General features: G+C 62.0%; 19 protein-coding genes. 13 read left to right on the forward strand and 6 right to left on the reverse strand.

Annotated features, from left to right (window positions below; genetic code table 11):
* Positions 1–17: 17 nt before the first annotated feature.
* A complete protein-coding gene (locus KVG91_RS15640; protein WP_217894898.1) occupies positions 18–2102 on the reverse strand; it encodes a TonB-dependent receptor family protein in 2085 nt (694 codons plus the stop codon).
* 175 nt (positions 2103–2277) lie between these two features.
* Here KVG91_RS15640 and KVG91_RS15645 point away from each other — a divergent pair, with 175 nt between their 5' ends.
* From KVG91_RS15645 to KVG91_RS15680, 8 genes are all read left to right on the forward strand, one after another.
* Positions 2278–2598, forward strand: a complete 321-nt coding sequence (locus KVG91_RS15645; RefSeq protein WP_169378374.1) for a YceK/YidQ family lipoprotein — start codon at positions 2278–2280, stop codon at positions 2596–2598.
* 151 nt (positions 2599–2749) lie between these two features.
* Positions 2750–4507, forward strand: coding sequence for a carbamoyltransferase family protein (locus tag KVG91_RS15650; protein ID WP_169378373.1), 1758 nt, complete (start codon positions 2750–2752; stop codon positions 4505–4507).
* Positions 4491–5621 carry a glycosyltransferase gene (locus KVG91_RS15655; protein ID WP_217894899.1) on the forward strand — a complete coding sequence of 377 codons (1131 nt, stop codon included), beginning with the start codon at positions 4491–4493 and terminating at the stop codon, positions 5619–5621. Before KVG91_RS15650 ends, KVG91_RS15655 begins: the two co-directional genes overlap by 17 nt.
* A complete protein-coding gene (locus KVG91_RS15660) occupies positions 5621–6517 on the forward strand; it encodes an antimicrobial resistance protein Mig-14 (RefSeq protein ID WP_169377262.1) in 897 nt (298 codons plus the stop codon). The genes KVG91_RS15655 and KVG91_RS15660 overlap by 1 nt, the downstream gene beginning before the upstream one ends.
* A complete protein-coding gene (locus KVG91_RS15665; RefSeq protein WP_169377263.1) occupies positions 6514–7905 on the forward strand; it encodes a PIG-L deacetylase family protein in 1392 nt (463 codons plus the stop codon). The genes KVG91_RS15660 and KVG91_RS15665 overlap by 4 nt, the downstream gene beginning before the upstream one ends.
* Before the next feature lie 13 nt (positions 7906–7918).
* Entirely contained in the window at positions 7919–8875 is a 957-nt protein-coding gene (locus KVG91_RS15670) for a glycosyltransferase family protein (RefSeq protein WP_169377264.1), read from the forward strand.
* Between the two features lie 52 nt (positions 8876–8927).
* Entirely contained in the window at positions 8928–9689 is a 762-nt protein-coding gene (locus KVG91_RS15675) for a glycosyltransferase family 2 protein (RefSeq protein ID WP_169377265.1), read from the forward strand.
* Between the two features lie 48 nt (positions 9690–9737).
* Positions 9738–10823, forward strand: coding sequence for a glycosyltransferase (locus tag KVG91_RS15680; protein ID WP_169377266.1), 1086 nt, complete (start codon positions 9738–9740; stop codon positions 10821–10823).
* Here the strand turns inward: KVG91_RS15680 and KVG91_RS15685 are convergent.
* Positions 10812–11378 carry a BUD32 family EKC/KEOPS complex subunit gene (locus KVG91_RS15685; RefSeq protein WP_225926976.1) on the reverse strand — a complete coding sequence of 189 codons (567 nt, stop codon included), beginning with the start codon at positions 11376–11378 and terminating at the stop codon, positions 10812–10814. The genes KVG91_RS15680 and KVG91_RS15685 overlap by 12 nt on opposite strands.
* Positions 11379–11527: 149 nt before the next feature.
* Between KVG91_RS15685 and KVG91_RS15690 the strand changes: the two genes are divergently transcribed.
* The 4 genes from KVG91_RS15690 to KVG91_RS15705 all read left to right on the forward strand — a co-directional run bounded on the left by KVG91_RS15690 (position 11528) and on the right by KVG91_RS15705 (position 17012).
* On the forward strand, positions 11528–12706 hold the full coding sequence (locus tag KVG91_RS15690; RefSeq protein WP_169377268.1) for an O-antigen ligase family protein: 1179 nt from the start codon (positions 11528–11530) through the stop codon (positions 12704–12706).
* Between the two features lie 9 nt (positions 12707–12715).
* Entirely contained in the window at positions 12716–14524 is a 1809-nt protein-coding gene (gene msbA / locus KVG91_RS15695) for a lipid A export permease/ATP-binding protein MsbA (protein WP_169377269.1), read from the forward strand.
* 144 nt (positions 14525–14668) lie between these two features.
* On the forward strand, positions 14669–16093 hold the full coding sequence (gene hldE, locus KVG91_RS15700) for a bifunctional D-glycero-beta-D-manno-heptose-7-phosphate kinase/D-glycero-beta-D-manno-heptose 1-phosphate adenylyltransferase HldE (protein WP_169377270.1): 1425 nt from the start codon (positions 14669–14671) through the stop codon (positions 16091–16093).
* Positions 16086–17012: an NAD-dependent epimerase/dehydratase family protein gene (locus KVG91_RS15705; RefSeq protein WP_169377271.1), complete on the forward strand. Its 927-nt coding sequence runs from the start codon at positions 16086–16088 to the stop codon at positions 17010–17012. The genes hldE and KVG91_RS15705 overlap by 8 nt, the downstream gene beginning before the upstream one ends.
* A gap of 124 nt (positions 17013–17136) precedes the next feature.
* On the opposite strand, the gene KVG91_RS15710 is transcribed toward KVG91_RS15705, so the two are convergent.
* From KVG91_RS15710 to KVG91_RS15725, 4 genes are read right to left on the reverse strand one after another with little or no spacing between them, the layout of a single operon-like run.
* On the reverse strand, positions 17137–18096 hold the full coding sequence (locus KVG91_RS15710; RefSeq protein WP_169377272.1) for a metal ABC transporter ATPase: 960 nt from the start codon (positions 18094–18096) through the stop codon (positions 17137–17139).
* A gap of 41 nt (positions 18097–18137) precedes the next feature.
* Positions 18138–18950 carry an aldo/keto reductase gene (locus tag KVG91_RS15715; RefSeq protein ID WP_169377273.1) on the reverse strand — a complete coding sequence of 271 codons (813 nt, stop codon included), beginning with the start codon at positions 18948–18950 and terminating at the stop codon, positions 18138–18140.
* Complete coding sequence (locus KVG91_RS15720; protein ID WP_169377274.1) at positions 18947–20122, reverse strand: NAD(P)/FAD-dependent oxidoreductase; 1176 nt, start codon at positions 20120–20122, stop codon at positions 18947–18949. The genes KVG91_RS15715 and KVG91_RS15720 overlap by 4 nt, the downstream gene beginning before the upstream one ends.
* 55 nt (positions 20123–20177) lie before the next feature.
* A complete protein-coding gene (locus KVG91_RS15725) occupies positions 20178–20513 on the reverse strand; it encodes a DMT family transporter (RefSeq protein ID WP_076951831.1) in 336 nt (111 codons plus the stop codon).
* Between the two features lie 103 nt (positions 20514–20616).
* Between KVG91_RS15725 and KVG91_RS15730 the strand changes: the two genes are divergently transcribed.
* Positions 20617–21507 (forward strand): LysR family transcriptional regulator, encoded by an 891-nt coding sequence (locus tag KVG91_RS15730; protein ID WP_169377275.1) that lies wholly within the window; start codon positions 20617–20619, stop codon positions 21505–21507.
* Positions 21508–21530 lie beyond the last annotated feature (23 nt).

Consider the following 21530-nt stretch of genomic DNA (forward strand, 5'->3'; position numbering starts at 1 on the left):
TTTGCCGGCCGCGCTGATCAGAATGCGTACTGCGCGCCTGCGCCCGCATACCAGGAGCGCCCTGGCGCTGCTTCGTAATAGCGGCTGTTGCCGTCGCCGACGATGACCGAGCCGACGTACTGGCGATCCAGCAGGTTGTCCAGGCGCAAGGTCTGGTGAAAGGTCCAGTGCTCGACGTTCTGCTCGAAGCGCGCACGCCAGTTGAACACGCTGTAGGCCGGTGCGGCGTGCTGGTTGTTGGTGTCCTCGACGTAGACCTTGCTGCGGTAAATGCCTTCGATGGCGGTGCTGACCCAGTCGCGGGGTTTCCAGTTCAGTTCGGCGAACACGGTGGTTTGCGGCACGCCGGGCAAGTAGTTGCCCTTGTCGACGGTGGTTGCACCGCCGCTGACAAAGTCACTGTCGTAGGTGGCTTGCAGGCGGGTGTAGGCGAGGTTGGAGGTCCAGTGTTCGCTGAGCTGGCTCTCAATGCCCAGTTCGAAGCCGCGGCGCAGGGTGCGGCCGGCGTTTTGGTAGCTGGTGCGGCCGGCCAGGGCTTGATAGACCACCAATTCGTCCTCAGTGGTGATCTGGAAAACGGCGGCGTTGATTCGCGTGTTGTCGAGCTGTGCCTTCAGTCCCAACTCGTACTGAGTGCTCTGCGAGGGCTTCAGGCCAAAGTTGAACCCTTCGACACTGCCCGGCGCATAGGCCAGTTCGGCCTGGGTCGGTGTTTCGAAGCCTTTGCCGGCGCTGAAATAACCATGTAGCTGCGGCGTGAAGGCATACATCACGCTCATTGAAGGGGTGTTTTTCTGATAGGTTTTGTTGCCGCTTGAGTCGCCGTTGCTGATGAATTGATCGTCCACCTCCAACTCCATGGTGCTGTGGCGAATGCCGGCTTGCAGCGTCCAGCGGTCCAAGCCCCAGTTGGCCTGGATGTAAGGGTCGAAGCTGCGCGCGGTGTCAATTTCATCACGGCGTAGTTGGCCTTTTACGCCAAGGCTGTTGCCGCTGTAGTTCTGGTAGCCGTGGCGACTGTCTTCGCTCTGGTCGAAGTCCAGGCCGGTGATGATCGTCAGCTCGCCCGGTGCGCTGTCTACGGGATGCATCCAGCGCACGCTGGCGCCGTAGAACTTGCGGTCGAATTGCACCACGCCGCCGCCACGTTCGTTTGCGGGTGTGCCTTTGGGTATCGACAGATACTGGATCACACTTCGCCGCCCCGTGTACGCATTCACCTGCAACGTCGCATCGCCGATGTAGCGCTCGTAGTTCATGCCCACTTGCTGATGATCGATGCTTTTGCGCGTGTTGTAGGCCAGCGCATTTGCACTCACCGAGCGTGGGTCGGCCTTGTACGCCGCCCAGGTCTGTCCCAGCGGGTCCTGCGTGCCGTTTTGCTCCAGGCTACTGTAGATCAGCGCCAGCTTGCTGTCGTCATCCGGCTGGACGTTGAGCTTGGCGAAGGTCTGGTCGCGGCGCGCGCTGCTGTGGTCGCGGTAGCCGTTGGTGTCTATGCGTGAGGCGTCGAGTACGAAGCCTGTGCCATTCGCTGCGCCCTCGGCGGTCAGGTGGTGCTTGTTCAAACCGTCGCTGCCCACCAGGGTTTCGGCGCCGATGCGCGGCGGGCCTTCGCCGTCGCGGGAGAACATCTGGATCACCCCGCCGGCATTGCTGCCATACAGCGTGGCGGCCGGGCCGCGCAACACTTCGATGCGCTCGGCGGTGTCGAGGTTGAAGGTGGCCGCCTGGCCCTGGCCGTCGGGCGTGCTGGCGGGGATGCCGTCGGCGATCAATTTGATGCCGCGCACGCCGAAGGCCGAGCGGGCACCGAAGCCACGGGAAGAAATCTGCAGGTCCTGAGCATAGTTCTGGCGGTTCTGCACCACCAGCCCGGGTACACGGGACAGGACTTCGGAAGCGTTGATGCCCAATTGACCCTCACTGATCTGCTCGCGGCTGATGCCGTCGACCGAGTAGGGCAGGTCGAAGGTCGGGCTGGCGCTGCGCGAGCCGGTGACCACGCTGGGGTCGAGGACCAGCGGTGCGTCATCAGCCATAGCGGCATTACTCAGCAGCAGGCCGGGAAGCAACAGGGTGCAGCGCGTGAGGGTATTCATGAGTTAGCCGGCATCCATGGCGCAATGGGGAATAAACGCGCAAAAGGACGCAAGTTTAATGGTTCGGCGAATCTTTGCCATTCTCGGAAGCTTCTTACGCGCCCTGTCGGCGTACCGAAGCTGAACCGACGACGGGCGGATGCTAGCGTGGCGAACGATTGATCGGAGACTCGCCATGACAATAAGAACACTTGCAGTACTGGGCATTGTTTCGTTGGCTGCCAGCGGCTGCGGCACGCTCAATACGGTGTTTCGCGAAGACATCGCCGCCACCCGTGAACTGCGCAAGCAAAAAACCTACTGCGAAGCCATTCCGCGTATCTACAGCGGCCTAGCGTTCGATTTTTGCCTGCTGCACGCCACACCCGACCCCACGGGTGTGCTCATCCCCCTTGCGCTGGCTGATATCGCCGCATCGGGCGTGTTGGACACGATGGTGCTGCCCTACACGGTCTATCGGCAAATCGAAGACGGCAACATCAGAATCTACCGCTGACCAGGCCAACGCATCTTGCCACTTGCCGCTAACAGGTCCTCCCTGCTTTTAAGCTATAATCCCGCCCTTTAGCTGTTTCCTGCCCAGGTGGGAAGCACACTTTTTTCAGGCGTAACCCGCCTGCATGCAGACTAAAAGAGGCTAGACCCCTGTGGCATTGACGATTCTTGGCCTGTCCGGCGCCCTTAGCCATGATCCTTCCGCAGCCTTGTATATCGACGGCAAGCTGATCGCGGCCGCCGAAGAAGAGCGCTTCGTACGCGACAAACATGCAAAGAACCGCATGCCCTACGAATCGGCGAAATTCTGCCTGGAGCAGGCCGGCATCAAGCCTTCCGACGTTGACGTGGTCGCTATCCCTTTCGCGCCGATCAGCCTGTTCGGCGAGGCGCGCTGGCACTACGCCAAGCGTTACTGGTACGCCCCGGACCGCGCCCTCGACGCGATCCTGATGGGCAACCGTCGCTACAAGCGTTATCGCAACAAGATCGTCTGGTGCCTGGAGCAACTGGGTTTCGATCCGAAGAAAATCAAGATCGAACCGGTTGAACACCACCTGGCCCATGCCTCCAGTGCCTACCACTGCTCCGGCTTCCAGGAGAAAACCGCGATCCTCGGTATCGACGGTAAAGGTGAGTACGCCACCACGTTCTTCGGCTACGGCGAAAACGGCAAGATCCACAAAATCAAGGAATTCTACGATCCGGACTCCCTCGGCGGCCTGTATGGCGCGATCACCGAGTTCCTCGGTTTCGAGATGCTCGACGGCGAGTTCAAGGTCATGGGCATGGCGCCGTATGGCGATGCCAGCAAGTACGATTTCTCACGCCTGGCCTCTTTCGAGAACGGCGAGTTGGTGATCAACACCGACTACGCCAACGTGATCGGCCTGCGCCGTTATAAGGAGAAGGGCAAGGGTTTCTACTTCTCGCCCAAACTGATCGAGTGGCTGGGGCCCAAGCGCGAAGGCGACATCGCCGACGAGCCGTACATCCACTACGCCGCCAGCATGCAGGCGCTGTTCGAAAAGTTGGCCCTGCAGATGATCGACCACTACCTGGGCGACATCCTCAAGGACACCGGCAAGCTGGCCTTCGCCGGCGGCTGCGCGCTGAACGTGAAGCTGAACCAGAAGATCATTGCCCGTGACGACGTCAAGGAGCTGTTCGTGCAGCCGGCGTCCGGCGATGCCGGTACCGCGGTCGGTGCGGCGGCCTACGTGTCCCACGCCCGTGGAGTGCCGGTCGAGAAGATGGAGCACGTCTACCTCGGCCCGTCCTACAGCAACGAAGACGTGATCGCCGCCTGCGCCAAGCATGAGAGCAAGCCGAACTGGCGCAAGATCGAAAACATGCCCCAGCGCATCGCCAAAATCATGGTCGACGGCAACCCGGTGGCCTGGTTCCAGGGCCGCATGGAGTTTGGCCCGCGTGCCCTGGGCGGTCGTTCGATCATCGGTTGCCCAAGTGCGACCGGCGTGGCGGACCGCATCAACCACCAGATCAAGTTCCGCGAGCGCTGGAGGCCTTTCTGCCCGTCGATGCTCGATACCGTCGCCCCGCAGATGATCAAGGTCGATCACCCGGCGCCGTTCATGACCTTCACCTTCGAAGTGTCCGAAGAGTGGAAGACCCGCGTGCCGGAAGTGGTGCATGAAGACGGTACCTCCCGCGCCCAGGTGCTCAAGCGCGAATACAACCCGCGCTACTACGACATGATGAAAGAACTCGAAGTGCTCACCGGCAACGGCGTGGCCCTGAACACCTCGCTCAACCGCCGTGGCGAAGCGATGATCTGCTCGCCGACCGACGCGTTGAACATGTTCTTCGGCTCCGACCTGCAGTACCTGATCATGGAAGACATCCTGGTCGTCAAAGACGGCGTGGACCCTTATGACGCGCTCGGCTGACCGCCACGTCCTGCAGTTCTGCCACGGCTATGACGGGCCGTTCCTGGATTGCGCAAGGCAGTACGCCAGCTTGTTCGCAGGCTCGGGCTACAAGGTGACCACGGTGTTCCTCACCGGAGTCGCCGACCCCGAGGTGGCGGCCGGTTGCGCCAGTGACGAAGTGTTGTTCATGGAGTTCAGCTCGAAGGCCATTCGTGGCCTCAAGCTGGGTGCCATCGCCGAGATGCGCAAGATCGCCGCCTCGCGCCATTTCAGTTTCTGCATCGCACACCGCGCCAAGCCGATCTACATCGCGCTGCTCGCCACGCGGTTGCAGGTGATTGGGGTGCATCACGCCTTTGGCGACTACCAGCGCCGCGGCCGTCGGCTGTTTGCCTCGATTTTCAGAAAGCGCCTGAGCTTGCTCGCGGTGTCCGACGCCGTGCGGGATGACATCCGGCGCTGCCTGCCGAAATGGCCGCAGGCGCGTATCCAGACCTTGTACAACCGCATCGATGTCCAAGCCCTGCAGGCGCGGCAGGTTTGCAGGGAAGAGGCGCGCGACGCCCTCGGGCTATCGCCGGATGAATGGGTGGTCGGCAATGTCGGCCGCCTGCACCCGGACAAGGACCAGGCCACGCTGCTCAAGGGTTTCGCCCTGGCATTGAAGCAGTTGCCGACTGAAAGCCGTTTGGCGATCCTCGGCACCGGGCGCCTGGAGCGGGACCTGAAGGCACTGGCCCGCGAGCTGGGGATTGCCGACAAGGTGCTGTTCCTCGGCCAGGTGCCGGATGCGCGCCGCTATTTTCGTGCGTTTGATGTGTTTGCATTGAGCTCCGACCACGAGCCCTTCGGCATGGTGCTGCTCGAAGCCATGGCGGCCGGCGTCGCCTTGCTCGCCACCGCCTGTGGCGGCGCGCGGGAAGTGGTCGAAGGCGTGGGCATCCTGTTTCCCCTGGGCGACGCCGAGCACCTGGCCCAAGGGCTGGAACACCTGGCCGCGATGGACCCGCAGCAGCGACGCCAATGTGCCGAGTTGATGCTGGAGCGCCTGCATGCACGATTCTCGGATCAGGCGGTGCGCGCTGCTTTCTGGCAGTTGCCGCCTGTCATTGAACTGACCGCGAGGGCTTGATGCTCAATCGATTCCAAGGCTGGCGCGAGCGCGGCTGGTCCGTCGTCGATGCGCCCACCTACAGCGAGGCCTGGCAACGTTTTGGCGGCAGCGTCGCGACGCATCCGCAGGTGATCGAGCGCCTGGCCGGCCTGGCGCAGATTCCGGTGCGTTACCTGGCCTGGGAGCAGGCCGGTGAACTCAAGGCGTGCATCGCCACCTGGGGGCGCGACTTGGCGCTGTCCAAGGATGTGCTCAAGCGAAGTGGCAAGAAAGGCCTGTTCGACCTCGGCAATGCCGAGCTGATCCTGCCGGCCGCCGCCGATGCGCAGGCGCCGTTGCGCCAGCGTGCGCGCTACCTGTCGGCATTGAACGAGGGCCGTTTCAGTGGCCTGAAGCTTCAGGCCGAGCAGTTGGCCATGGCGCGTACCCCCGAAGAACTGTCGAAGAAATTTCGCTACAACCAGCGCCGCGAATTGCGTTTGCTGGAAGAGGCGGGCGGCCTGGTGCGGCCTGTCGGTGAGTTTTCCAGCGTTGAGTTGGCGTCCATCTACTGCGACTTGTTCCTGCGCCGCTGGGGCTTCACCGCCACGGGCGCCGAGCGCATGGCCGACGTGATCGAACTGCTGCGTGAGTGGTTGATCGGTTCGGTGATTTTTCTCAACGACGCGCCCATCGCCATCCAGTTGGTGTACCGGGTCGAGTCGCCGCAGTGGATCAGCGTGGAGTACGTCAACGGGGGGGTTGACCCCGAAACTCGCGCCTTCAGCCCAGGCAGCGTGCTGAGTTTTATCAACACCCAAAGCGCCTGGGAGCAGGCACGCGAAGTTGGCAAGCCACTGCGTTTTTCCTTTGGCCGCGCCGACCGCGAATACAAGGACCGTTGGTGCAACCCCGTGCAGGTATTCAGCGTATGACCCGCAAGCAGCAATTACTCAGGCGTCACCGGCGCAACAAGCGCACGGCGTTGATGGTCGGCGTGTTGCTGCTGGTGTTGGTCGGCATCCTGGTCGCCTGGTGGTTGCCGTTGCTGTTGGCCGTATTGGCGTGGATCGCTCATGAAGCCTGGTTTGCCGACCACCTGTTCTATGCGCCCAACGAGGATTACCAGTACCGTTTCTCGGCGGATGCCGAGCTGACAGGTGTGCATCTTGACGGTGACCGCTTGCTGCTCGATCAGCCGGTGACGCTGGAGGTAGGCGCGACACTGGTGCTGGCGATCAAGGTCAAGAGCACGTGGTTGGGGCGTTTTCTCGACCCTGGCGTTGAGTTGGCAGACGACCGGCAAACCTTTGAGCGCGGGGTCAACGGCGTTCGCTACCTGAACCTCAGCGGCCTGGCGCCGGCGTTGGCGGCGGGAGAATTGCGTCTGCGCGGGCGGCATTGCCGATTGCTCGGCTCACCTCGCCTGTGGGCCTGGACCCATCCGGATTACAGCGCACAACGGGTGATGGTCATCGCCCCGCATGCCGACGACGCCGAATTGGCCGCCTTCGGCCTGTACAGCCAGGCTGAAAAACCCTGGATCGTCACCCTGACCGCAGGGGAGATCGAAGCCGAACATTATGAGCGGATGGGCCTGGATGCGGTCGAGGCTTCGCGCATCAAGGGCCGCCTGCGTGCCTGGGACAGCATCGCCGTGCCGCAATGGGCCGGCGTGCCGCAGGCCCATTGCGTGCAACTGGGCTACTTCTGCCTGCAATTGCAGGCGATGCAGGCCGCGCCGGACCTGCCGTTTGCCTCCCGTGAGGCAGAGCTGACGGACGTTCGGCCCTTTCGCCAGTTCAATCCGTTCCCGTTACCGGCGGACAGCGACGGCCTGCCTACCTGGAACAATTTGCTGGCCGATCTGCGCCACGTGCTGTTGATGGCGCGCCCGGAAGTGATCGTGCTGCCGCATCCGGTGCTGGACCCGCACCCTGATCATCTCTGTGCGCACCACGCGGTGCTGCAAGCCTTGCAAGGCCTGGAGTGGCAGCCGACCACCGTACTGGGCTACGCCAACCATCTTCACGACAACGACCGCTGGCCCATGGGCGACGCCGGTGCCGGCATTGCGTTGCCGCCGCTGTTCGACGCCACTGAAGAACTGCTCCCGTGCAGCCTTGCCCTGACCTTGGCGCAGCAGCGCGACAAGGCCATGGCCCTGGGCATGATGCATGACCTGCAGCCGGCGGCGCCGTTCAAGCGCCGTGTACGGCGTTGGCTGCAGCGAATGTTGGCGGGGCGTGCGCGGTCGCCTTATGGTGATAACGAGTTTTTCCGCAAGGCCGTACGACGGCATGAGTTGTTCTGGCGTTTGTGAAAAAGGGAATGTAATGAAAGTCTTGTTTCTGGTCCAGAAAGAACAGCGCGCCATCCTGGATCGTTTGTACGAGGGGGTGGCCGAGCATTGCGACTGTGATATTCGCTGGCTGAGCAGCGATGAGCAGCGCAACCTGCGCGCTTACTTCCGACGTGAAGTCGACGTGACCCGTTACGACCGCATTGTGTTTTTCCTGCGCTTCAAGCAGGAGATCCGCCAGGTCGGGTTCATCCGCACCCTCCCGAACCTGGTGATCCTCGAACACGACGCTTATCAGAACTACATTCCCTGCAAATACACCGGCAAGTTCAGTGCTCATTACCGTCGGCTGCCGTGGGTGCGGGTGATCAGCTCGGGCTTCATGGTGACCGAACGCCTGCGCGCCGAAGGCTTTGATGCGGTATTTGTGCCCAAAGGCTACGACCAGGCACTGTTGCAGTCCCAGGACCGTGAGCGGGATATCGAACTGGCGTTTGTCGGCAGTACCAACAGCGTGGCCTATAGTGGTCGCAAGGCATTGCTCGATGAGCTGGCACGGGTTGAACCTTTGGTGGTGACGCGCACCAAATCCGGTGAGGAATATTGCGCGACCCTCAACCGGATTCGTTTTTTCGTCAGTGCCGATGTGGGCATGGGCGAGTACATGATCAAGAACTTCGAAGCCATGGCCTGTGGCTGTGTATTGCTGGCGTTTGATCAAGGGGCCGAGGAAAACGCGGCCCTGAGGTTCGAAGATATGGTCAATGTGGTGTTCTACAAGGACATCCCGCAGTTGCAGGAAAAACTCGCCGTGCTACGGTCCGACCCGCAACTGGCGGCAGATATTGCACGTCGTGGGCAGTCGCTGGCGGTCAGCCAGTACCGCTTTGCGCGTATCGGCCAGCGTATTGTCGAAGCCCTTGAGGCGCCGCTGCGGCCTCGTGCTCCCTTGAGTGTGCTGGAAAGGTTGCGCCTGAAGCTGGGCGTTTGATATCGGCTAAATGGCTATCAAATGATAGCTATGTGATCTTATCGAGACATGAATGCAATTCTCCGATCAAAGCGACGTAACACTCGTGGTGACCAGTTGCGGTCGCTTCGATTTGTTGAAACGCACGCTCGAGAGCTTCGATCTGTTCAATACGGCGGCGATACGTGAAGTCTTCATTACCGAAGACTCCGGCGACGACGCCGTAAGCCATGCGGTTCCCGAGCACTGGCGCAGTCATTGCACCTTCCTGATCAACCGCCCGAAGCTTGGGCAGTTGGCGTCCATCGATTTGGCTTACGAGTCGGTCAAGACCCCCTATATATTCCATTGCGAGGATGACTGGGCGTTTTATCGACCGGGTTTTGTCGAAGACTCCAAGACGGTATTGGAGCAGCGGCCCGAAATTTTGCAGGTGTGGCTGCGCAACTTCGTTTACGACTTGCAGGTGCATAGCCCCTATATCCATTTGGGGCCGCGCGAAGTGATTGGCGGGGTGCCGTGTTATCCCCTGCTGTCCGACAAGCCTGAGTGGCAGGGTTTTTCGCTGAACCCCGGGTTGCGACGCATCAAGGAATATCGCTTGTGCGCGCCCTATGCCGGGTTCGAAGGGGAGAAGGGGCTATCCAAGCGTTACGCGCAGCTGAACCTGGCGGCCGTGACTCTGGAAGGCGATGCGGTTTTGCATACCGGTTTCGGTTTGCATGTGGCGACGGCGGAAGAGCGCTTGACCAAGGCGCGGCGCAAGCGGCGAGAGCGGATCAAGCTGGCGGCCATGCTGGTACTGGGTGTCGGTATCGGTTGGCTGATCCATTAAGTAAATACGACAAGCCACCACACAACGCCGCAAAAGGTCATTTTTTAGATGAGTATCCTCAACATCATGTGGGCCGGTGGTTCTGCATTCGCCTCAGTGCAGAAGGTTCATCAACAGATTCTTTCCCACGCCGTTTGCCGTGCGCCGATCACGACCTGGTTGCTTCAGGGCCGCTCGCACGAGAGCGAACCGGCAGTGGAGTGGAACCTCTCTTCCGCCCGGCTCAAGGGCAGGCATCTTTGGAAGCTGTTGATGCCCTGGATGCGCGCGCGTTTCCAGAAAGCGTTGCCTGACGATCTTGAGGTTGTATTGCTCGACGGGGTAGGCGTGGCCCGGGTGATGTTGCCGGTGCTCAAGGATTTGCCACACGTACGCGCCGTGGTTGTGTTTCATGGCGCCACGCGCATGCGCCGCGCGGACCAGAAGTTGTTTGCGCAGCTTCCCGCGGCGCAACTGACCCTGGTGGCCGTGTCGCAAACCCTGGCTCACACGATCGAGCGTTTCCTGCAACGGCCCGTGACGGTGCTGCGCAGTGCGTTTGATCCGGTGGCGTTTCGCGCCGCCGCGCTATCGCGGGCGCAGGCGCGGTCTCGCCTGGGGCTGCCACTGGAAGCCTCGCCGGTGCTCGGTGCGGTAGGCCGATTGGTCGGCGGTAAGGGCTTTGGTTGTCTGCTGGACGCGTTTTCCGGTGTATCGGCGGTGCATCCGGACGCGCGGCTGGTCATTATCGGCGAAGGAGATGCGCGGCCGGCGCTTGAGGCATGTATCGCGCAGATGGGCTTGCAGGACAAGGTCTCGCTGCCAGGCCATCTGCCGGACGCGGCGACGCTTTATCGGGCCTTTGATTGGGTGGCCATTCCGTCGACGCAAGAAGGCTTGGGGTTGATCCTGCAAGAGGCGGTAATGGCCGGGGTTCCGGTGCTGACCAGCGAATTGGCCGTGTTCCGCGAGCAGTTGGCGGACGCCGGCTGGTACGCCCCCTCCGATGATGCGCAGGCTTGGGGTCGCCTGATGGAGCGTGCGTTCGCCACGTCTGCCGAGGGCGTGCTTGAGGCCCAGTCACGCGCATTGGCACCCGAGCAAGCCTGGAAGGATTTCAGTGAAACCTCCCAGCGCCTGTTTTCATGTCGCTAGCAGCGCTTGCTCCAGTGCTTGCATTGGAAAGCGTTCGTTCAGCTTCTCGCGCGCAATATAACGTGCGAAATGCTGCAGGTTGCGTCTCGCGAGTTCTGGATTAAGCGGTGCGCGCAAAAAGCGCATGTCCGCCACATCAATCAGTCCCATTTCGTTATCAGGTGTGACAACGATATTGCCCAGGTGCAGGGAGCGGAAGTAAATTCCCGCGCCATGCAGGCGGCGGATCAGCGCGACCAGCGGGCTGAGGTTCGATTGCCAGTCAAAGCCCTCTTTGTTGGAAATCTGGCGCAGCGTTTCGCCCGGCAGCGGGCGATACAACACCGCGGTCATACCGGGCGCAGCCAGTTGAAAGAACGCAAGAACGGTCAAGGTGGGGATGCCGCGCTGTTGCAGCTGCGCCACGTTGTCGATGAAGCGCTTGGAGTAGGGGCGAAACAGCGCCGACGAAAACAGGCGCTTGCGGCGAAACAGTTTGAGGATATTCCCGTCGGCCAGCAGGTAGACTTTGGGGCCATAGCTGTCCTTTTCGAGGATTCGGGCACCTTCAATCATCGCGTTTAAATCGGCTTCGGGAAGCCTGGAACATTGCATCGTCGGAAAGCCTTGTGGGGAGTCGCGGGCACAGTAGTCGGTAATAATGCCGAAAGTTTTGGGTTTTAACCATGCCGGTTTGGCAGGCTGGACCTATTCAGGAGCGGGTGATGCAAGCAAGTCGTTGGGCGCAGGTATGGATGAATGTCGGGTTGCTTTGGTTTTTGCTGGCGATTGCCTTCGCGCCGACCAATAAAATTTATCAGCAAGGCTTGACCCTGTTTCTATGGTTGCCGGCCATGGCGTATGCCTGGTCTGCCCGTGAGCGCCTCAAGGAAGTCTGGCGTGAGCAGCGCTGGATCTGTTCGATGGTGGCGGCGCTGTCCATCTGGGGCGCCATCAGCCTGCTGTGGACCAATGCCGAAGACCCGTCGCGCGAGGCCAAGCGCCTGCTGTATATCGGCGTGTTCCTGCTGTTTTTCCCGGTGTTCGCCTGCGGCCGCACCGAGCAAGTCATTCGTGTGATGCAGTGGGGCGGTTTCGGCCTGGCCCTGTCTTCGCTGGTGGCGATCGTCAAGTTCTATGGCCTTGAGCATAACGCCTGGTACGCACGCCTCGAGGGCTTGGGGCAGTTGTCCCATCCGATCCTTGGCGCCTATGTGATCGGCCTGGCCGCCGTCTGGCTGCTGCACTGGCTGCCGCGTGGGCGCTGGATGCAAGCAGCATGGGGGGTGTCCATCGTACTGCTCGGGCTCTTCGTAGTACTGAGCCAAAGTCGCGGTGCCGCACTGGCCTTGCTACTGACCGTCGTCGCAATGCCAGCCTGGTGCCGCGACCGACGGACCGCAGTGATCGCGATCGGAGCGGTGATTGCCGCGCTGGCGGTGTTCTTCGCCATGCAGTCACTGGTGATGTCCCGGGGTGTCTCGTACCGGCCGCAAATCTTCATGGCGGCCGTCCAGATGATTTCCGAGCGCCCGTGGGCCGGGTTGGGCCTGGGTGGGGATTACAAGGTGTTCGCCGACAACATTTATTTCGATCACGCGCACAATCTGTTCTCCCACGTCGCCATCGAACTGGGCCTGCCCGGCCTGCTGCTGTGGTGCGGGCTGTGGTTCGGCGTGTTATGGCAAGCCTGGAAGGCGCGCGACACGCTCTATGGCAAGGGCGTCATCGGCATGTGGGTGTTTTCGTTCCTGGCCATGCAGTTCGATGCGGCCAGCCTCACGGGTACCCCTCGGGCCGAGTGGTTTATCTCGTGGCTGCCGATTGCGTTGGCCAGTGTCTTGGTCTGGGCTCGGGTCAACCCCGGCGCATGTGATAAAGTTCGCGTCCTACCCAATCAGTGAGCTCGACACATGAGTGACGCACCGCCCAAAGCGGACCAGGAATCCAGCCTGAAAATTTATTTCAGGCTGCTGGGCTATGTGAAACCGTACATCGGCATGTTCATGCTGAGTATCTTGGGCTTCGTGATCTTTGCTTCCACCCAGCCGATGCTCGCCGGGATCCTCAAGTACTTCGTGGATGGCTTGAGCAACCCCGACGTGGTGTTCCTGCCCAACATACCGTTGTTCAAAGACCTGAAACTGCTGATGGCCGTGCCGCTGCTGATCATCCTGATCGCCGCGTGGCAGGGCCTCGGCTCGTTCCTGGGCAACTACTACCTGGCCAAGGTTTCCCTGGGCCTGGTGCATGACCTGCGCGTCCAGTTGTTCAACAAACTGCTGGTACTGCCCAACCGTTATTTCGACACGCACAATTCCGGCCACCTGATTTCCCGTATCACCTTCAACGTGACCATGGTCACCGGCGCCGCTACGGATGCGATCAAGGTCGTGATCCGCGAAGGCCTGACGGTGGTGTTCCTGTTCGGCTACCTGCTGTGGATGAACTGGAAGCTGACCCTGGTGATGCTGGCCATCCTGCCGCTGATCGCCGTGATGGTTGGCAGCACCAGCAAGAAATTCCGCAAGCAGAGCAAGAAGATCCAGGTGGCAATGGGCGACGTCACCCACGTAGCCTCGGAGACTATCCAGGGTTACCGTGTGGTACGCAGCTTCGGCGGCGAAAGCTATGAGGAACGCCGTTTCGCCGCCGCCAGCCAGAGCAACACCGACAAGCAGCTGCGCATGAACAAGACCGGCGCGGTCTACACGCCCATGCTGCAACTGGTGATCTACACCGCCATGGCTACGCTGATGTTCCTGGTGCTGCTGCTGCGCGGCGATGCCACGGCGGGCGACCTGGTGGCCTACATCACCGCTGCGGGCTTGTTGCCCAAGCCGATCCGCCAGTTGTCGGAAGTCAGCTCGACGATCCAGAAAGGCGTCGCCGGTGCCGAGAGCATCTTCGAACAGCTTGACGAAGAGCCGGAAGTCGACAGCGGCACCGTGGAGCGTGATCGCGTCAGCGGTCGCCTGGATGTGCGCAACCTGAGCTTCACTTACCCGGGTACCGAGCGCGAAGTGCTGAAGAACATCAGCTTCACGGCCGAGCCTGGGCAGATGATCGCCCTGGTCGGGCGCTCAGGCAGCGGCAAGTCCACGCTGGCCAGCCTGATCCCGCGTTTCTACCATCATGAAACCGGCGACATCCTGCTCGACGAAGTGGAGATCGAAGACTACCGCCTGCGCAACCTGCGCCGGCATGTGGCCCAGGTCACCCAGCACGTCACGCTGTTCAACGACACCGTGGCCAACAACATCGCCTACGGCGACCTGGCGGATGCCCCGCGCGCAGACATCGAAAAAGCCGCCACCGATGCCTACGCCATGGACTTCATCGCCGAGCTGCCGCATGGCCTGGACACTGAAGTCGGTGAAAACGGCGTGCTGCTGTCCGGCGGCCAGCGTCAGCGCTTGGCCATCGCCCGTGCACTGCTGAAGAATGCCCCGCTGCTGATCCTGGATGAAGCGACTTCGGCGCTCGACACCGAGTCCGAACGTCACATCCAGGCCGCGCTGGACAAAGTCATGAAGGGCCGCACCACTCTGGTGATCGCGCACCGACTGTCGACCATCGAGAAAGCCGACATGATTCTGGTGATGGACCACGGTGAAATTGTCGAGCGTGGTACACATCTGGAGCTGCTGGCCATGGGCGGCTATTACTCGCGCCTGCACGCCATGGGCCTGGATGAGCCGGTAACGGCCAACATCACCTGATGTGCCGGGGCGCGCAATGCGCCCCGGTGTTCAAAAAATGAGCAGATTTCCTGGCTGATGCATCCCGGGTAAAGCTCTCGAACTAGGCGGCGCTCACCCTGTGCTAATATCGCGCCCCTGTTCATTTTGTATGTGGGTTGCTCCATGAAGTTGTCCATGCCGCGATTCGATCAAGCCCCTGTCTTGGTGGTCGGCGATGTCATGCTCGACCGTTACTGGCATGGTGGTACCTCACGGATTTCCCCTGAGGCGCCGGTACCGGTAGTCAAGGTCGAGCAAATCGAAGACCGTCCAGGTGGCGCTGCCAACGTTGCCCTCAATATTGCCGCGCTCGGCGCCCCGGCCTCCCTGGTCGGCGTGACCGGCGACGACGAAGCCGCCGACAGCCTGGCCAACAGCCTGCGCGGTGCCGGCGTGCGCGCGCTGTTCCAGCGCATTGCCCACCAGCCGACCATCGTCAAGCTGCGGGTCATGAGCCGTCACCAGCAATTGCTGCGTATCGATTTCGAAGAACCCTTCGCCACCGACGCCCTGGCCCTGAGCGGCCAGGTCGACGAGTTGCTCGAAGGCATCAAGGTGCTGGTGCTGTCCGACTACGGCAAAGGCGCCTTGAAGAATCACCAGATGCTGATCCAGGCCGCCAAGGCTCGCAACATTCCGGTGTTGGCCGATCCCAAGGGCAAGGACTTCTCGATTTATCGTGGCGCCAGCCTGATCACGCCGAACCTCAGCGAGTTCGAAGCCATCGTCGGCGGTTGCGTCGACGAGCACGACCTGGTGACCAAGGGCGCCGCGCTGATGGCTGACCTCGACCTCGGCGCCTTGCTGGTGACCCGTGGCGAGCACGGCATGACCCTGCTGCGCCCTGGCCATCCGGCGATGCACTTGCCGGCACGTGCGCGCGAAGTGTTCGACGTCACCGGTGCCGGTGACACCGTGATTTCCACCCTGGCCGCTTCGATTGCGGCCGGCGAAGAACTGCCCCACGCCGTGGCCCTGGCCAACCTGGCGGCGGGCATCGTGGTTGGCAAGCTGGGTACCGCGGCCATCAGCGCGCCCGAGTTGCGCCGTGCGATCCAGCGCTCCGAAGGCTCGGAGCGCGGCGTGCTGACCATCGAGCAATTGCTGCTGGCGATTGACGATGCCCGCGCCCATGGTGAAAGCATTGTGTTCACCAATGGCTGTTTCGACATCCTGCACGCCGGTCATGTGACGTACCTGGAGCAGGCGAGCGCCCAAGGCGATCGCCTGATCGTGGCGGTCAACGACGACGCTTCGGTCAGCCGCCTGAAAGGCCCCGGCCGCCCCATCAACAGTGTCGACCGGCGCATGGCGGTGCTGGCGGGCCTGGGCGCAGTGGACTGGGTGATCAGCTTCCCTGAAGCCACCCCGGAAAACCTGCTGGCCCAGGTCAAGCCGGACGTGCTGGTCAAGGGGGGCGATTATTCCGTCGACCAAGTCGTCGGCGCCGACATCGTCAGCGCCTACGGCGGCAAGGTCAAGGTCCTGGGTCTGGTCGAGAACAGCTCGACTACCGCCATTGTCGAGAAGATCCGCAACCATGAGTAAATGGGTGCTGGTCACTGGCGGCGCGGGCTTTATCGGCTCGCATCTGGTCGATGCGCTGCTCGCCAAGGGCTACGGGGTGCGGGTGCTGGATAACCTGTCCACCGGCAAGCGCAGCAACCTGGCGCTGGACAATCCGCGCCTCGAGCTGCTGGAAGGTGATGTGGCCGATGCGGCATTGGTTGCGAGCGCCGCTGTCGGTGCCACGGCAGTGGTGCACCTGGCGGCGGTAGCTTCGGTGCAGGCCTCGGTGGATGATCCGGTCGGCACGCACCAGAGCAATTTCGTCGGCACCTTGAATGTCTGCGAAGCGATGCGCAAGGCCGGCGTCAAGCGCGTGGTGTTTGCCTCCAGCGCTGCGGTATACGGCAACAACGGCGAAGGGGCTTCGATTGACGAAGAGACGACCAAGGCTCCGTTGACGCCTTATGCGTCCGACAAGCTGGCGGGTGAATACTACTTCGACTTCTACCGTCGCCAGCATGGCCTGGAGCCGGTGATCTTCCGCTTCTTCAACATCTTCGGGCCGCGCCAGGACCCGTCATCGCCGTACTCCGGCGTGATCAGTATCTTCAGCGAGCGCGCGCAGCAGGGCGTGCCGATTGCCGTGTTTGGCGATGGCGAGCAAACCCGTGATTTCATGTACGTGCAAGACCTGGTGGATGTGTTGGTGCAGGCAATTGAAGCGCCAGCGGCGCCATTGGGCGCAATCAATGTGGGCTGGAACCGCACCACCACGCTTAAGCAAGTGCTGCAGGCTTTGGAAGAAATAGTCGGCACCTTGCCGGCGGTGACCTACGGACCCGCGCGCTCCGGGGATATCCGGCATTCGCGGGCGAACAACCAGCGGTTGCTTGCCAGCTTTACGCTGCCCGAGCCTACCCCGTTGAAAGTCGGTCTGGAACGCTTGCTTAACGGCTGAAGCGGTCGACTGTGGGAGCTGGCTTGCCTGCGATAAAATCACCTCGGTGTGCCTGATACAGTGAGGTGTCTGCATCGCAGGCAAGCCAGCTCCCACATAACCCAGCTTCGCCATCAGATTCAGGTCAGGCCTTGGCTTTCTTCTTCGGCACGATCTTGCGCAGCACCCGCTGGGCCAGGCGCTTGAGTTTCGATTCTTTCTCAGGCACTGCCAAACCTTGCTGGCGCAGCCAGTCCTTCCAGCGAATCCGCTCCTCCCGCACCAGCCAGCCGTCCTGCTGGGCGAAGCTTTCCGCCAGGTACAAACCCCGTGTGCTCGCCGGGTACAGCTGGTCTTTCTTGACGGTGTACAGCTCGGCCACGGGTTGGCCGTCTTTGAGCGGCATCAGGTACAGGTCCGGGCGCTGGCGGTCCAGGCGCGCGACCAATTCATCGCCTTCCAGGCGCTCGTCCACATGAAACAGGCTCAAGGATTTGGCTTCCTTGGGCACTTCCAGGCGCAGGTCGTAGATCAATTGCAACGAGGCAGTGGGCAGGTGCACGTAGGCGCGCGGGCGTTCAATCAGCTGCGTGGTGGCGCACCGCACCGGGCGGGCCGCACCCGACAAGGGGCTCAGGCGAAAGGGCAGCGCTTCGCGGTAATGCAGCGCAGCGGAGTAGGGCGCCGGTAGCCAAGTGTCGTTGAAGCGCCCGCTGAGCCAGCCTTCCGGCGTTTCCAGCAGGCATTCTTCGGCGATTTCCTGGATGGCGGTGTGCAGCGGCAGGTTCAGTTCATGGGCAGGCACGTAGCCGGAGATCAGCTTGAGCACCACATCGCCACGGTCCTGGCGGCGTTGGCGGACCAGCACCCAATAATCACGGTTCTGCCAATGCAGGGTCAGTCGTACCGACACCCCGAGGTTGGCCAATTCCAGGGCGAAACGCTCGGGATCCGCCACGTCCACCGGCTTGCGCCGTTGCAGGGTCTGGGCGAAGTTGAGCGGCATGCCGACGCTCTGGTAACTCAGGCCTTCGGGGGTGGCTTCAACGTGCAGCGGCAGTGTCTTGAAGTTGCTGGGGTTCTTTCTTATGAGCGTTCGCGGCATGTCGGCTCCTTTTTGCGACGGGGTCGGCCGCGTCGGCGGCATCAGAGTTGACGGATGACCTTGGCAGCGGTCGCCACGTTATGGGCCAAGTGCAGCGGATTAATGGTCCCGACAATAGCACTGGCGACGCCCGTTTGCGCAAACAACAAGATGAAACTGGCCTGAATTGGATCCACTCCCGGCTCAAGGCAAACGTGGCCGCTGGCCAGGGCCTTTTTCACCAGGATGCCCTTGCCATGCGCCGCCGCATAATCAATGACGGCTTTCTCGGTCTGTTCGTTCAAATTGTAGGTAACCATCGCGCAGTCGCCTTGTTCCAGGGCCTTCAGCCCGCCTTCGACGGTCTTGCCGGAAAAGCCGAAGCCGCGGATCTTGCCTTCCTGTTTCAACTCGGCCAGGGTCTGGTAGACCTCGCAGTCGTCAAGGATATGCAAGTCGTTGCCGTCGGAGTGCACCAGCACCAAGTCGATAAAATCAGTTTCAAGTCGTTTCAAGCTGCGTTCGATCGACAGCCGGGTGTGTGCGGCGCTGAAGTCGTGGCTGGACACGCCGTTCTCGAATTCTTCACCGACCTTGCTGACAATCACCCAATCCTTGCGCTGGTCGCGCAGCAGTGGCCCCAGGCGCTCCTCGCTCATGCCATAGGCCGGCGCGGTATCGATCAGGTTGATGCCCAGTTCGCGGGCCTGGCGCAGCAGCATGCGGGCCTCGTCGTCACCGGGAATCTGGAAACCGCTGGGGTATTTCACCCCTTGGTCGCGGCCCAGCTTGACAGTGCCCAGGCCCAGTGGCGAAACGCGCAGGCCGGTGCTGCCCAAATCGCGATGCAGGTCGTGCAGGGTGGGCAGGCTCATGGCAACAGTTGCTCCCAGACAGGTACGCCGAGTGCGGGTTTTGGCAAGTCCGGCAGTGGCCCGCTGGCGCTTGGGCGGATACCGTCACGTTCCAGGCTGTTGATTACCCGATCTGCGAAATCCGGCGCCAGCGCCAGTTTGGTCGGCCAACCCACCAACAGGCGGCCCTGCTCGGCGATAAACGCGTTATCGGGGCGGCTGAGGCCCGATTGCAGGGGCTCGGCGCGGTCCACGCGCAAGGTGGCCCATTGGGTCTGGCTCATGTCGATCCACGGCAGCAATTGCGCGAGCTCTTTCTGGGCCGTAGCGATCTGTTCTTCCGGCGTGCGCGCCACGCCATCGGCTTCGGCGATGTCGCCGCCCATGTACCAGACCCAGTTGCCATCGGCCGCCGGGTGGGTGGTGACGGTGATGCGCGGCTTGGTGCCGCCGCCCAGGCAGTGGGCATACAACGGCTTCAGGCCGGGGCCTTTGGCGAGGATCATGTGCAGTGGGCGCTTTTGCATGGCCGGCTGGCTCAGGCCCAACGCGTTCAGCAGATCAGCCGTGCCTGCGCCGGCACTCAACACGATGCGCTGGGCGCGGATCTCGCGGCCGTCCACCCTCAAGCCCACCAACGCGTCGCCCTCGCGCAGCGGTTCGATCTGCTGCCCGGCGAGCAGGCCGTCACCGGCCAGTTGCGCCAGGCGTTCGATCAGGCTTGGCACATCGACGACCAGTTCCGCCAGGCGATAGACCTTGCCCTTGAAGCGGCGGTCTTGCAGCGCCGCAGGCAGGTCATCGCCCTTGACCTGATCGACACGGCCGCGCACGGCCTTGCTGGCGAAGAAGCTGGTGAGGTTGCCGGCGAGGGTGCCGGGCGACCACAGGTAATGGGCCTCGGACAACAAACGTACGCCCGACAGATCCAGCTCGCCGTGGCCCGCCAGCGCTTCACGCCAGCGGCGCGGCATATCGGCGATGGCTTCGGAGGCGCCGGTCAGCGCGCCGTGCAGGGCGTATTTCGCGCCGCCGTGAATGATGCCCTGGGATTTCACGCTTTGCCCGCCGCCCAGGCTGGCGCTTTCCACCAGCACCGTGGAGAACCCCTGGCGGCGCAGGCGCGCATTCAGCCAGAGGCCGGCAACCCCGGCGCCGACAATCAGAACGTCGGTGGAAATAACGGATGGCATTGGCGACCTCAACGTTCAAGACAAGAGGCGCAGTATACAGCCTGTTGACGGGTGGTCAGTGCCCGGCGGTTTTCGAGAACAACTGAATCACCACCACGCCCAGCACAATCAAGCCCATGCCCAGCATCGCCGGAACATCCAGCTTCTGCCCATAGATAAACAGCGCCGCGATGCTCACCATCACAATGCCCATCCCGGCCCACACGGCGTAAGCCACGCCGACCGGCACGGTGCGCACCACCAGCGTCAGCATCCAGAACGCGATGCCGTAGCCGACAATCACCAGCAACAAAGGGATCGGCGTGCTCCAGCCCTTGATGGCTTTCATGGAAACGGTGGCAATCACTTCCGAGCAAATGGCGATGGCCAGGTAGCAGTAGGCGGCGTTCATGGATCAATCCTCGGGGTAAAAGCAGTCAGATAAGGCCTGCATTCTAGAGTTCTTTCAGATGCGGTAAAGTCATTACCTATCCGAATTAGAGATGGGTTGCACCATGAGCGTTCAGTGGGATCTGGAACAGATGCGTCTGTTTGTCAGCGTGGCCGAGCAGCGCTCGTTTTCGGCGGTGGCGCGCCAACAGCGCAAGGCCCAATCGGCGGTCAGCAATGCGATTGCCCTGCTGGAGGCAGACCTGGGCGTGAGCCTGTTCCAGCGCAGCAGCGGCCGCCAGCCTCGGCTGACAGAGGCCGGGAGCGTGTTGCTGGAAGAAGCACGCGAAGTGCTGCGCCAGTGTGAGCGGCTCAATGGTCGGGCGTTGTCGCTGACGCGCGGCGAGGAGGCTTGCCTGCGCCTGGCCCAGGACGAAGCGATGCTGTTCCAGCCGGTACTCGATAGCCTTGAGGCGCTGGCGGTGCGATACCCGCTGCTGGAAGTGCAATTATCCAGCGCCGCCCAGGGCGATGTGGCGCGCAAGCTGGTGGAGCGCAAGGCTGACCTGGGCCTGTTGTTCTATCACGACCAGATTCCCGAAGCCCTCGAACGCCGGGTAGTCGGCAGCGTGGAGATGGTCACGGTATGCGGCGTGAATCATCCGCTGGCCAAGGAAACCTACGTGACGTGCCAGCACCTGGCGCAGTTTCGCCAGTTGCTGATGTCGACCCAGACCAGTGTCTACCCCGGCAGTGAAGCGGCCAGCCCGCTGGTATGGCGCGCCGACAGCTTCTACGTGTTGGCCGAATGGCTGATGAGCGGCCTGGGCTGGGCCTGGCTGCCCCGTCATATCGTGCAGTACCCGACCTACCAGCAACAGATGGTCGAATTGCACAGTGAGTGGACGCCGCCGGCGCTTGTGGTCGAGCTGGTCTGGCGGCGCGACGAGCACCTGGGGCCCGCCGCACGGTTCCTGGCCAAGCGATTTGCCGAGTGCTTGCAGGCGATCGACTGAAAAAGCCGATAAACTCCGCCGCC

Origin of the sequence: Pseudomonas azadiae (assembly GCF_019145355.1) — a bacterium.
GTDB lineage: Bacteria > Pseudomonadota > Gammaproteobacteria > Pseudomonadales > Pseudomonadaceae > Aquipseudomonas > Aquipseudomonas azadiae.